General features: G+C 70.0%; 14 protein-coding genes. 6 read left to right on the top strand and 8 right to left on the bottom strand.

The window, feature by feature from the left end:
- Nucleotides 1-129: 129 nt before the first annotated feature.
- Complete coding sequence (locus OG542_RS22650) at nt 130-948, bottom strand: ABC transporter permease (RefSeq protein ID WP_184597783.1); 819 nt, start codon at nt 946-948, stop codon at nt 130-132.
- Nucleotides 945-1904, bottom strand: coding sequence for an ATP-binding cassette domain-containing protein (locus OG542_RS22645; RefSeq protein ID WP_328413367.1), 960 nt, complete (start codon nt 1902-1904; stop codon nt 945-947). The genes OG542_RS22650 and OG542_RS22645 overlap by 4 nt, the downstream gene beginning before the upstream one ends.
- Before the next feature lie 99 nt (nt 1905-2003).
- Here OG542_RS22645 and OG542_RS22640 point away from each other — a divergent pair, with 99 nt between their 5' ends.
- Nucleotides 2004-2786 carry a TetR/AcrR family transcriptional regulator gene (locus tag OG542_RS22640; RefSeq protein WP_311126326.1) on the top strand — a complete coding sequence of 261 codons (783 nt, stop codon included), beginning with the start codon at nt 2004-2006 and terminating at the stop codon, nt 2784-2786.
- A 16-nt stretch (nt 2787-2802) separates the two neighbouring features.
- On the opposite strand, the gene OG542_RS22635 is transcribed toward OG542_RS22640, so the two are convergent.
- Nucleotides 2803-3783, bottom strand: coding sequence for a WD40 repeat domain-containing protein (locus tag OG542_RS22635; RefSeq protein WP_328413364.1), 981 nt, complete (start codon nt 3781-3783; stop codon nt 2803-2805).
- 186 nt (nt 3784-3969) lie between these two features.
- Here OG542_RS22635 and OG542_RS22630 point away from each other — a divergent pair, with 186 nt between their 5' ends.
- Nucleotides 3970-4644 carry a GDSL-type esterase/lipase family protein gene (locus OG542_RS22630; RefSeq protein WP_311126328.1) on the top strand — a complete coding sequence of 225 codons (675 nt, stop codon included), beginning with the start codon at nt 3970-3972 and terminating at the stop codon, nt 4642-4644.
- Here the strand turns inward: OG542_RS22630 and OG542_RS22625 are convergent.
- On the bottom strand, nt 4632-5381 hold the full coding sequence (locus tag OG542_RS22625) for an aminoglycoside adenylyltransferase family protein (RefSeq protein ID WP_328413361.1): 750 nt from the start codon (nt 5379-5381) through the stop codon (nt 4632-4634). The genes OG542_RS22630 and OG542_RS22625 overlap by 13 nt on opposite strands.
- Nucleotides 5382-5593: 212 nt before the next feature.
- Between OG542_RS22625 and OG542_RS22620 the strand changes: the two genes are divergently transcribed.
- Nucleotides 5594-6586, top strand: a complete 993-nt coding sequence (locus OG542_RS22620; protein ID WP_328413359.1) for an aldo/keto reductase — start codon at nt 5594-5596, stop codon at nt 6584-6586.
- 202 nt (nt 6587-6788) lie between these two features.
- On the opposite strand, the gene thpR is transcribed toward OG542_RS22620, so the two are convergent.
- Entirely contained in the window at nt 6789-7361 is a 573-nt protein-coding gene (gene thpR / locus OG542_RS22615; protein WP_328413357.1) for an RNA 2',3'-cyclic phosphodiesterase, read from the bottom strand.
- 26 nt (nt 7362-7387) lie between these two features.
- Here thpR and OG542_RS22610 point away from each other — a divergent pair, with 26 nt between their 5' ends.
- Entirely contained in the window at nt 7388-7909 is a 522-nt protein-coding gene (locus tag OG542_RS22610) for a GNAT family N-acetyltransferase (protein ID WP_328413356.1), read from the top strand.
- 98 nt (nt 7910-8007) lie between these two features.
- Complete coding sequence (locus OG542_RS22605) at nt 8008-8595, top strand: Uma2 family endonuclease (protein WP_328413355.1); 588 nt, start codon at nt 8008-8010, stop codon at nt 8593-8595.
- A 6-nt stretch (nt 8596-8601) separates the two neighbouring features.
- On the opposite strand, the gene OG542_RS22600 is transcribed toward OG542_RS22605, so the two are convergent.
- Entirely contained in the window at nt 8602-9984 is a 1383-nt protein-coding gene (locus OG542_RS22600; protein ID WP_328413353.1) for an MFS transporter, read from the bottom strand.
- Nucleotides 9985-10013: 29 nt separating this feature from the next.
- Nucleotides 10014-10451, bottom strand: a complete 438-nt coding sequence (locus OG542_RS22595) for a MarR family winged helix-turn-helix transcriptional regulator (protein ID WP_184597761.1) — start codon at nt 10449-10451, stop codon at nt 10014-10016.
- 155 nt (nt 10452-10606) lie between these two features.
- Here OG542_RS22595 and OG542_RS22590 point away from each other — a divergent pair, with 155 nt between their 5' ends.
- Complete coding sequence (locus tag OG542_RS22590; RefSeq protein WP_261680509.1) at nt 10607-10789, top strand: BrnA antitoxin family protein; 183 nt, start codon at nt 10607-10609, stop codon at nt 10787-10789.
- A 13-nt stretch (nt 10790-10802) separates the two neighbouring features.
- Here OG542_RS22590 and OG542_RS22585 read toward each other — a convergent pair whose 3' ends face one another.
- Nucleotides 10803-12254: an NCS2 family permease gene (locus OG542_RS22585; protein WP_328413352.1), complete on the bottom strand. Its 1452-nt coding sequence runs from the start codon at nt 12252-12254 to the stop codon at nt 10803-10805.
- Nucleotides 12255-12338: the final 84 nt, after the last annotated feature.

Raw genomic sequence — 12338 nt, 5'->3', positions numbered from 1 at the left:
TGGCTGCTTCCTCTCGGGAGAGGCGCGGCCCCGGAATCGAATGGGAGCGCTCCCATAACGCCGCGCACCTCCCAGGAAACTGACGCACCATGAGCACGTCAAGCCTCCGGGAGGTGCGCGTCGCCCCCGCTACCGGCTCAGCTTCTTGAACCGCCGTACCGCGAGCGGCAGGAAGATCACCGTCAGGATCACCGGCCACACCCCGGCCATCAGCAGCGCGTGCTGCTCGACCCAGGTGTCACCGCCGACCGGCGTGCCGAACAGCTCGCGGGTCGCCGCCGCCGTGGAGGAGATCGGGTTCCAGACCGCCACCCAGCCCAGCCAGTCGGGCATCAGCTGCGGCGCGACGAAGATGCTGGAGATCATCGTCAGCGGGAAGGCGACCGCGAAGAGGCCGCCCGCAGCCTCCGGGTTGGGCACGATCAGGCCGAGCCACACGCCGATCCAGATCAGCGAGAAGCGCAGCCACAGCAGCAGCCCGAACGCGCCGAGGAAGCCCAGGCCACCGTCCGGCCGCCAGCCCATGGCGAGCGCGGTGAGCATCATGATCGCCAACTCGGCGCAGGCGACGATCAGATCGGTGACCCCGCGCCCGGCCACCACCGCGGAGGACGCCATCGGCATGGAGCGGAAGCGGTCGATGACGCCCTTGGTGGAGTCGTAGACCACGACGGTCGCCGTGTTGATGAAGCCGAACGCCATGGTCATCGCGAACATGCCCGGCATCAGGAAGTCCTGGTAGTTCCCGCCACCCGGCACCTTCATCGCGCTGCCGAAGACATAGCCGTAGAGCAGCACGGACAGGATCGGGAAGCCCAGTTGCCAGGCGATGTTGACGGGCTGGCGCTGGTAGTGGGTCAGGCCGCGGCGGACGATGTTCCAGCAGTCGGCGAGCAGCCAGTACGTACCGCCCCGCGTGCTCGGCGTACTCAGGTCGATGGCACTCACGCCGCGGCCTCCTTCTCGGTCCGGTGTCCGGTCAGGCGCAGGAACACGTCGTCGAGGCTCGGCCTGCGCAGCCCGATGTCCTCGACGCGGACGCCCTCGTCCTGCAGGGTTCGCGCCACCTCGGTGAGCGCCGTGACCCGGTCGGTGACCGGGGCGTGCACCCGCAACTCGGTCTCGTCCGCCTCGGGTTCGCCGTCCGTGACCCGGGCGACCACCTTCACCACCCGCGGGATCTCGGCCCGCTCGGCGACCACGACCTCGATCCGGTCGCCGCCGACCAGGTTCTTCAGCCCGTCCGGGGTGTCGTCGGCGATGGCCCGCCCCTGGTCGATGACGGTGATGTGCGAGGCCAGCTTGTCGGCCTCCTCCAGGTACTGCGTGGTCAGCAGCACCGTCGTGCCGCCCGCCACCAGCGCCCGCACGGACTCCCAGACCTCGCCCCGGCTGCGAGGGTCCAGGCCCGTCGTCGGCTCGTCGAGGAAGAGGACGGCCGGCGCGAGGATCATCGACGCGGCCAGGTCGAGGCGGCGCCGCATGCCGCCGCTGTACTTGCCCACGCCCTTGTCGGCGGCGTCGGCCAGGTCGAACTGCTCCAGCAGTTCGCCGGCCCGGCGCTTGGCCCGCTGCCCGCCCAGATGGAACAGACGGCCGAACATCTCCAGGTTCTGCCGGCCGGTGAGCACCTCGTCCACCGCCGCGTACTGCCCGGTGAGCCCGATCCGGGCCCGGACCTCGCGCGGCTGCCGGGCCACGTCGAGACCCGCGACCGTCGCCCCGCCCCCGTCCAGCCGGATCAGCGTGGACAGGATGCGCACGGCGGTGGTCTTTCCCGCCCCGTTCGGCCCGAGCAGACCGTGCACCGTGCCCTCGCGTACGGCCAGGTCGAAGCCGTCGAGGGCGCGCTTCTCGCCGTACCGCTTCTCCAGCGCCTCGGCCCGTACCGCGTATCCGTCCATGCCGCCCCTCCCGTGTGCGTCCCCGCCTCAACTGGGTACAGCGTACCCTATTGCGCGTACAGCGTACCCAGTTTTTGTACGGCCCCCTAAGCTGGGCCCATGACGAGCGGTACGAGTGGTGCGGGCAGTACGGAGACCAGCGGCAGCGGCGATATCGCCCGCACCCTCGAGCTGCTGTGGGACACCGGCCGGCGCCCCAGCCGGGGCCCCAAACCGACCCTGACCCTGGACCGGATCGTGGAAGCCGCCGTCCAGGTGGCGGACGCCGAGGGACTGGGCGGGCTGTCCATGCGCCGCGTCGCCGCCGAACTCGGCACCGGCACCATGTCGCTGTACCGGTACGTCCCCGGCAAGGGCGAGCTGCTCGACCTCATGCTGGACCGGGTGCAGCGCCGCTCCGACAACCCGTCCGACCTCGGCGACGGTGGCTGGCGCGCCGCCCTGGAGGCACTGGGCCGCACGACCCTCGCCCTCTACCGCCGCCACCCCTGGCTGCTCCACGTCAACCAGTCCCGCCCGGTGCTCGGCCCGAGCGCCGTCGACGGCATGGAGAAGATCCTCACCCGGATCCGCCCGATGGGGCTGACCGACCCCGAGCTGGTCTCCGCGGTCATCATGATCGACGGGTACGTCGTCGGAGCCGCGCGCACGCAGCTGTACGAGCGGGAGGCGGAGCGCCGGACGGGCCTGACGGACGCCGAGTTCTGGCAGGCGCAGGTGCCGGTCCTGGAGAAGGCCATGGCTTCCGGCCGCTACCCGGTGATGGCCTCGCTCTCCGAGGACAGCTTCGGGTCCGACTTCGACCACTTCGAGTTCGGGCTGCAACGGATCCTGGACGGGCTTGAGGTCCTGGTGGAGCGGCGCGGCCAGTCGGCCACCTAGGGCCTGCCGGACTCCCCTACCGTCGCCGTCGCCTCAGCCCCCGCAGCCCGAACAGCACGGCGCACGCCACGGCGACGGCGATGGCGCCGGCCTTGAGGTTGCCGGTCAGCCCGTCGCCGCCGGCACCGTCCGAGGCGGCCGAACTGCCGCTGCCGGAGGGCGAGCCGGACCCACCGGACCCGGGAGCGTCCTGCGGCTCCACGGGGCTGTCGGCCCCCTCGGCGCCGTACATGAGCTTCTTCCCGTCGGCGGTGTAGGTGACGGACTCCCCCTGCCCGAGGAACGGCACGCCGAGCCGCTCCTTCCGCTTGATCTTCCCGCCGTTCCAGTCGTACGCGATCGCTCCGAAGTAGCTTCGTACGACGAGGTGTTCGGCGTCCGGGGAGAGCGTGGCGTCGGTGGCCTCCAGGTCGGGGACGGCCGCGACGGGCTTGAAGACGTTCGCCCCGGAGGGGGAGAGTTCGGCCGGCCCCTCGTAGAGGTGCCCGCCCTTCTCGTTCTTGTCGACGATGTAGACGCGGCCGGTCTTCGGGTGCACGACGAGCGACTCGGCGTCCCGCGCGCCGTCGGAGTACTTCACGACGTACTGCGTGGCCCGGACGGTCTGGTCGCGCAGGTTCTTCGGCTCGGGCAGCCGGTAGATCCACACGTACGGCCAGGTGCCGCCGAGGTTGTCGCCGATGTCGCCGACGTAGATCTGGTTGTCCGGCCCGATGGAGATGGCCTCGACATCGCGCGGGCTGCCCACGCCGGCCATGGTGATCGTGGCGACCGTCTCGCCCGTCGCGCTGTCGACGGCGTAGAGGTACGCCCCGTCGTCGCTGTCGTTGTGCGTCCAGTAGATGCCGGGGTGCAGGCGGGAGGCCGTCAGGCCGCTGGACTCGGTGATGCGCGGATCCTTGATCGTGAACTCCTCGTCCCCGTCGGCGGCGGAGGCGGGCACGGCGAAGGCGCCCACGAGGAGAGCCGCGGCGAGGAAGGCGAACGGTCTGCGCATGCCCCAAGACTGCCATCCCGCTCCGCGGTTCATCGGGCACAACGGATCACGGGCAGGAGGATCACATGGTGCCGGGGGTACTGGGAGGGCCGGGGCACCCGCGCTCCGCCGGCCGGCCGTCGCGCGTGGTCCGACTCACACCCCGTCCGGCGGCTCGATCCCGGCTTGATCCTCCATGATGAGCGGATGCTCAGGTTCATGCCCGTAGGTGACTCCATGACGATCGGAAGCACGGGCGACCACACATGGCGCTACCGGATCTGGCAGCACCTGTGCCGTTCCTACGGCGGCCCCTTCACCCTCGTCGGCCCGCGCGAGACGCTCTACGACAAGCTCGACGAGGCCCCGACGTCGTACGCCTACGCCGAACCGGACTTCCCGCGCGCCCATCTGGCCGGCTGGGGCGAAGGCTGGCTGCACATGGCCCCGCTGATCGGCGAGGCGGTGCGGAAGCACCGCGCTGACGTTCTCCTGGTCTCCCTGGGCCTCATCGACCTGGGCTTCTACACGAACGCGGAGCAGACCGCCGAGAACGTCCGGGCCTTCGCGGCGGAGGCACGGGCGGCGAACCGGCGGGTGCGGATGGTGTGGCTGCCGGTGACCCCGAACGTGCGGGCCGAGACGGACGCGGCGTTCGCCGGCGAGGTCGCCCGTTTCAACGAACTGCTGGCGAAGACGGCGGCCGACCTCGACGAGCCCGGCTCCCCCATCCTCCTGGCCTCGACCCCGCCGTCGTACGACATCCCCACCGACACCTACGACGGCACGCACCCGGGTACGAGCGGCGAGCACAAGATCGCGGCGGCCTTCGCGGAGGCGATGTACCAGGCGTGGGACCTGGGTGAGCCCTACGAGGCGTAACTCTCGGTGATCCCCCGGACCAGGAACTCCGCGCAGGCCCGGGGCGCCAGGCCGTCCCAGCGCTCATCCTCCTCCCCGAGATAGACCGCCCGCGCATGGGCGAGTACGGGCCGGTTCTCTGCGGGCAGGCGCCCGAGCGCCCACGTGGCCGCCGCGTCCTTGGCGCGGATGTCCCCGGTGGTGAGGGTGGCCCAGATCCGGGCGAGGGTGAGCAGCACGTTGCGGGTGTCGGAGTCCAGCTCGTCCATGAGCTCCGGCACACCGGCGACGACGGCCCGCCTGAGGTCCTCGCGCGGGACGGGATCGAGGAGTTCCGCAGGCGGCGGGCCGTGGAGCGGAGCGTCGGCGCGCAGCACCATGGTGAGCAGCGGCGCCAGATCGGGGCTGGGCTCCGGGCTCGGGATCACCCCGCGCTCAAACTCCTCCCGCAGCCAGTCGCCGTAGAGGAAGTCGCAGGTGGGCGGGTAACGCCAGGGCCGCACATCGTCCCGCACGACGACGATCAGCTCGACGTGTCGCCGCCCGTCCACACCGGACACCGTGAGCAACTCCGCGACCAGTTCCCGGCGTTGGGCATACGTCATGGACTCCGTTACGACGGCCAGGACGTCGATGTCGCTGTGCGGGCGCAGACCGCCGAGGGTGGCGGAGCCGTGCAGGTAGATGCCGAGAAGGGTGTCGGGGAGGGTGCGGTGGAGGAGCTGGACGAGATGGTCGGTGCCGGGCTGTTCTGGCATATGCGCGCTCCCCGGTGTCGTGGTCACCGTGCGTATCGTTGTACTGCGCGGCTGCCCACGTCCATGGGGCGGTCGGGTGGAGCGCCACGATGACCGACCTTGAAGACAGGATCGCGATGGCCGGGGGCGAGCACGGGGTTCGGGACGTGTAAGCCTGCTGACGCAGGTCCGTGCTTGCCTCGAGCGCACTTCAAGACGTTGGCTTGGTACCCATGAAGTACACGCAGCTCGGACGCACGGGACTCAAGGTCAGCCGGCTCGTCCTCGGCACCATGAACTTCGGCCCGCAGACCGACGAAGCCGACAGCCACGCCATCATGGACGCGGCGCTGGACGCGGGCATCAACTTCTTCGACACCGCCAACGTGTACGGCTGGGCCGAGAACAAGGGCCGTACCGAGAGCATCATCGGCAACTGGTTCGCCAAGGGCGAGGGACGTCGCGACAAGGTCGTCCTCGCCACGAAGGTGTACGGCAACATGGGCGCCGACGGCCCGGCCTGGCCCAACCACGACAAGCTGTCGGCCGTGAACATCCGGCGGGCCGTGGACGCCAGCCTCAAGCGGCTCCAGACCGACTACATCGACGTCTACCAGTTCCACCACATCGACCGGGCCACCCCCTTCGACGAGATCTGGCAGGCGATCGACGTCCTGGTCCAGCAGGGCAAGATCCTCTACGTCGGGTCGTCGAACTTCCCCGGCTACAAGATCGCCCAGGCCAACGAGATCGCCGCCCGGCGCGGCGGGACCATCGGGCTGGTCAGCGAGCAGTGCCTGTACAACCTCGCCGAGCGGCGTGCCGAGATGGAGGTCATCCCGGCCGCGCAGGACTACGGACTCGGCGTCATCCCGTGGTCGCCGCTGCACGGCGGTCTGCTGGGCGGCGTGATCAAGAAGGAGGTCGAGGGCGGACGCCGTGCCTCCGGCCGGGCGGCCGACGCCCTCGCCGACCCCGCCACGCGCGCGCGGATCCAGTCCTACGAGGACCTGCTCGACAAGCACGGCATCGAGCCCGGCGAGGCCGCGCTGGCCTGGCTCCTCACCCGCCCGGGTGTGACCGGCCCGATCGTCGGCCCGCGCACCGCCGAGCAGCTCGGCTCCGCCCTGCGAGCGGCCGACCTGGAGCTGTCCGAGGAGCTCCTGACCGGCCTCGACGAGATCTTCCCGGGCCCGGGTCCGAGCCCGGAGGCCTTCGCCTGGTAGTCGCGGGGTGGGCTAGCGCCCCTTTTTTGGGGCGCGGGGAACTGCGCGACCAGCCCCCACCGGCCCGCGGCCGGACGCAGCCGACCGCAGTTCCCCGCCCCCCTACCTCCCGAGCGCGGAAGCCAGGGCGACAACGAGAAACATCAGCACGAGCACACCGGCCATGATCCGGTTACGGGTTTTCGGGTCCACGGCACCGAGCCTAACGGGCACCCCCGAGCGCCCACCGACCGACCGCCTCATACCGGGGCTGCTCCCCAGGAACCCCCGACGTCGGCAGATTGCTCCGCACCAGCGCCAGCTCGCCCACCGTCCAGGTCCGGCCCGTGAACCCGGCCAGCGCGTCCAGATACGCCCGTACGTCTCCCGCCTCCCGGCTCCTCGCGATCGTCAGATGGGCCTTGTAGCGCCGGTGCTCCCCCATCGGCACCCCCGCCTTCCGCGCCGCCGCCTCGGCCCGCTCGGCCAGCAGCCGCAGGGTCGCCAGGTCGCCCTCAGCCCCGGCCCACAGCGCCCGCCCGTGCCCGAACTGCCCCCCGCCCCGCACGGCCAGCGGGAACGGCTCGGTCCGGCGCGCGACCCGCTCCAGCCGCTCCGACAGCGCGGGGACGAGACCGTCGTCGACCTCACCGTAGAAGGCGAGGGTGAAGTGCCAGCCGGGGCGGCCGGTCCAGCGCATGCCGTCGGCTCCGGGCAGCGCGCGCAACTCGTCGACCACGGAACCGAGTTCACGACACACCTCGTCAGGGGGCAGCACGGCCGCGAAGAGTCTCATGCGCACAAGCCTGGCACCATGAGGCCATGCGGATCACCATCCGGGACGGCGGGCCCGACGACATTCCCGCGATACTCGGCATGCTCGACAGCTGTGTGGAGTGGCTGGTCTCCCAGGGGCGGACAGGGCAGTGGGGGACGCGGCCCCTGTCGCAGAGCCCCAAGACGGTGGAGTCGGTCGGCCGGTACATGGCGGAGGGCAGCGTGTTCATGGCCGACGTCGACGGCGTCCCCGCCGGCACCCTCACCCTCACCGACGCGGCGGGCGCCTACCTGTCCCACCTCCCGCAGCCCGGCGAACCCGAGCGCTACATCCACTGGCTGGCCTCCGACCGCCGTTTCAAGGGACACGGCGTGGGCAGCGCCCTGCTCGCCCACGCCGCCGAGGAGACCCGCCGCGCCGGGATCTCCCTCCTGCGGGTCGACTGCTACGCAGGGGACGACGGCAAACTCGTCCGCTACTACGAGACCAACGGCTTCACGCGGACCGAGGCCTTCACGGTCGGCGAGAACGAGTGGCCGGGGCAGTTGCTGGCCCGCAGGGTGTAGGCCGGCCCCACTGACCCGGGCGTGTCCCGGTCACCGTGCGTATCGTTGTACCGCGCGGCCGGCTCCATCCGCGGGTGCGGCCGGGGAGGAGCGCCACGATGACCGTCCTTGCAGACAGGATCGAGATGGCCGACAGCAGCGGCGAACTCACCCTCGACATGATGTTCGAGTGGGTGGAGACGATGCCCGTCCCCGAGGGTTACAAGGTCGAGATCGTCGGGGGGAACATCTTCATGGCGCCTCAGCGGGACACCCACTGGGACATCATTCTGGACATCGTCGAGCAGCTGCGGGCCAAGTATCCGCGCAAGCGCGTGAAGTCCGACGTCCGCGTCGACTACCCGGGCCACCTCAACGGCTTCGCCTCCGACGTGACCGTGATGGCGGAGGGAGCGGCGAAGAACTCCAAGGGTCTGTGGCGCTACGAGGACGTCGAGTTCGTCGCAGAAGTGATCTCCAGGAAGACCGCGGCGAACGACTACGGGCCCAAGAAGGACGCCTACGCCGCCGCCGCCGTGCCGGTGTACCTGATCGTGGACCCGTACACCGGCCGCTGGCATCTGCACACCAAGCCCAAGGACGGCGAGTACCGGGGCGAGCTGAGTCTCGACTTCGGGGACGAGGCGGACCTGACCGGCACCGTGGTCGGCCTGGTCCTCAAGACCGGCGAGTTTCCCCGCGACTGACTCCCGCTACGCCGCCGGAGCCAGAGCCTCCTGCCGCTCCCGGGGCACGAACCGCACCCGGGGATGGCCGCCGTGCCAGCCCACCGACAGGCGCAGATTGCCGACGCGGGCCAGGATCAGGCCGATCACGGCCGCCGCCACCGCCGCCACCGCACCGCCCGCCGCGAGGCCCACCCGAGCGCCGTACGTATCGGTGATCCAGCCGACTATCGGGGCGCCGACCGGGGAGCCGCCGAGGAAGACCATCATGTAGAGGGCCATCACACGGCCGCGCATGGCCGGGTCCGTGGACATCTGGATGCTGGTGTTCGTCGTGACGTTGACCGTCATGCCGAACAGGCCCAGCGGGACCATGAGCAGGGAGAACATCCACAGCGTCGGGGTCGCCGCCGCCACGATCTCCAGCGCGCCGAAGACCATGGCGGCGGCGATCAGCAGCCGCAGCCGGGCCGTGCCGCGCCGTGCGGCGAGCAGCGCGCCCGCGACGGAGCCGACCGCCATCAGCGTGTTGAACATGCTGTAGGCGCCCGCGCCCGCGTGGAACACGTCGTCCGCGAAGGCCGAGAGGTAGACGGGGAAGTTGAAGGCGAAGGTGCCGACGAAACCGACCAGGACGATCGGCCAGATCAGCTCGGGCCGACCGGTGACATAGCGCACACCCTCCCGCAGCTGCCCCTTGCCGCGCGGGGCGCGCTCGACGACGTGCAGCTCGCGGGCGCGCATCAGCAGCAGACCGGTGAGCGGCGCGACGAAGGACAGGCCGTTGAAGAGGAAGGCGTAGCCGGTGCCGACGCCGGTGATCAGCAGGCCCGCGACGGCGGGGCCGACCAGGCGGGCGGACTGGAAGTTGGCGGAGTTCAGGCTGACCGCGTTCTGCAATTGCCGCGGGCCGACCAGTTCGGAGACGAAGGACTGCCGGGCCGGGTTGTCGACCACCGTGGCGAGACCGACCGCGAAGGCGGCGACGTACACGTGCCACACCTGGACGTGGCCGGTGAGGACTGCGACGGCGAGGGCGAGGGCGGTGAGGGCCATCGCCGACTGTGTGACCAGCAGGGTGGGCCGCTTGCGCAGCCGGTCGACGAGGACACCGCCGTAGAGGCCGAAGAGCAGCATCGGCAGGAACTGCAGCGCGGTCGTTATGCCGACGGCGGCGGAGGAGCCGGTGAGGCTGAGGACCAGCCAGTCCTGGGCGATGCGCTGCATCCAGGTGCCGATGTTGGAGACGACCTGCCCCAGGAAGAACAGGCGGTAGTTCCTGACCTTCAGGGAGGAGAACATCGAGGACTTGCGGGCGGGCCGGGAGTCGGGGGTGGGGGCGTCGAGGGTGGGCGGGGAGTCGTGGGGATCAGGTGCGGGGGCGGAAGCTGCTCCGGGTCCCGAACTCAAAGAATTCGCCTCCTTGCGACGACTGCTGCTTACAGATGCGCGAGCTTCTCCAGCACGGGGGCGGCGGCGCGGAGTTTCGCCCACTCGTCCTCGTCGAGGTCCTCGACCAGGGTGGCCAGGAACGCGTTCCGCTTGCGGCGGCTCTCCTCGAGCATCGCTTCGGCCTGCTCGGTGCGCGTCACGACCTTCTGGCGCCGGTCCTCGGGGTGCGGCTCCAGACGGACCAGCCCCTTCGCCTCCAGCAGCGCCACGATGCGGGTCATCGACGGCGGCTGGACATGTTCCTTGCGGGCGAGCTCGCCCGGCGTGGCCCTGCCGCAGAGGGACAGGGTGCCGAGCACCGACATCTCGGTGGGGCTGAGCGACTCGTCGACTCGCTGGTGCTTGAGCCGACGGGACAGCCGCATCACGGCGGATCGGAGGGAGTTCACGGCGGCTACATCGTCGCCATGGCTGAGGTCCGGCATGTTCTTTAGCGTAACTCATTACTCTCGCTAAGGAACACCGGGGACACGCGAGAACGCCCGTGACCCTGGCCACTTACCCGTGACATCACTCATATGGGTGATCCGACGACGGAACGCGACCCGCTGCACCGAACGATGCCGCGACCCTCATGCCCATGGGGACCAGCGTGCTCAGCCTGCGAATAGACCACGAACTGCTCGACCGGCTCCGGCACCATGCCGCGAAAAGGGGAATGAGCGTCCAGGACTATGTCGTCCGGACGCTCATTCGAGATGACTTCGACGAACGGTTCCAGTCCGCCGTCGAGGAGACGGAGCGGTTCTACGGAGTCACCTGAGGACCCCGTCCGATCACGTCAGCCCCAGCGCCGGCATCAGGTAGTAGAACGCGAACACCGCCGCCACCGCGTACATCGCCGTCGGAACCTCCCGGCCCCGGCCGGCAGCCAGGCGCAGCACCACGAAAGCAATGAAGCCCATGCCGATGCCGTTGGTGATCGAGTACGTGAACGGCATCATCAGCATCGTCACGAAGGCCGGGACGGCGATCGTGTAGTCCGCCCAGTCGATCTCCTTGACCGAGCCGGAAAGGATCAGGAAGCCGACCGCGACCAGGGCCGGGGTGGCCGCCTGGGACGGCACCATCGTGGCGACCGGCGTCAGGAAGAGGGCGACGGCGAAGAGGCCGCCGGTGACGACGTTCGCGAGGCCGGTGCGGGCCCCCTCGCCGACACCGGCGGTGGACTCGACGAAGGCAGTCGTGGCAGAGGAGGAACTGGCACCACCGGCGGCGACGGCGAAGCCGTCAACCAGCAGCACCTTGTTGATGCCGGGCATCTGCCCCCGCGCGTCCGTCAGCTTCGCCTCGTCGGAGACGCCCATGATCGTGCCCATCGCGTCGAAGAAGCACGACAGCAGCACGGTGAAGACGAAGAGCACGCCGGTCAGCATGCCGACCTTCTCGAAACCGCCGAACAGGCTGACCTGCCCGACCAGCCCGAAGTCGGGGCTGGCAACGGGATTGCCGGGCCACTTCGGAGTGGTGAGCCCCCAGCTGGGCACGTCGGCCACGGCCTCGATGACCACGGCCACCACGGTCATGGCGACGATCGAGATCAGGATCGCGCCGGACACCTTGCGCACGATCAGGGCGAACGTCAGCAGCACACCCAGCACGAAGACCAGGACCGGCCAGCCGTCGAGATGGCCGTCACCACCGAGCTGAAGCGGCACAGTCGTCTGCGCGACATCCGGAATACGCGAAACGAAACCGGCGTCGACCAGCCCGATCAGCATGATGAACAGGCCGATACCGATGGAGATGGCCTTGCGCAGCCCGAAGGGCACGGCGTTCATGACCCGCTCGCGCAGCCCCGTGGCGACCAGCAGCATGACGACGAACCCGGCGAGGACCACCATGCCCATCGCGTCCGGCCAGGACATGCGCGGGGCGAGCTGAAGCGCGACGACGGAGTTCACGCCCAGCCCGGCGGCCAGCGCGATCGGCACATTGCCGATGACACCCATGAGGAGCGTGGTGAGCGCGGCGGTGAGGGCGGTCGCGGTGACCAGCTGACCGTTGTCGAGCTGGTGGCCGTACATGTCCTTCGCGCTGCCGAGGATGATCGGGTTCAGCACGATGATGTAGGCCATCGCGAAGAAGGTGGCGAGACCGCCCCGGACCTCGCGGGACAGGGTGCTGCCCCGCTCGGAGATCCGGAAGAAGCGGTCGAGTGCGCCGTACGTGGGCCCGGCTCCCGGCTGTTCAGGGGCGGGGACCTGGGCGGGAGCCGAGGACGACATGTGTTTGTTGGTTCCTACGAAGAGAAGTGGTCAGACACAAACCGTTTCAGTATGAACATATAACGCCCCGATCGACCATCTCCG

This window comes from Streptomyces violaceus, from assembly GCF_036014075.1.
Lineage (GTDB): Bacteria > Actinomycetota > Actinomycetes > Streptomycetales > Streptomycetaceae > Streptomyces > Streptomyces violaceus.
This window is presented reverse-complemented; position numbering and strand designations above follow the sequence as displayed.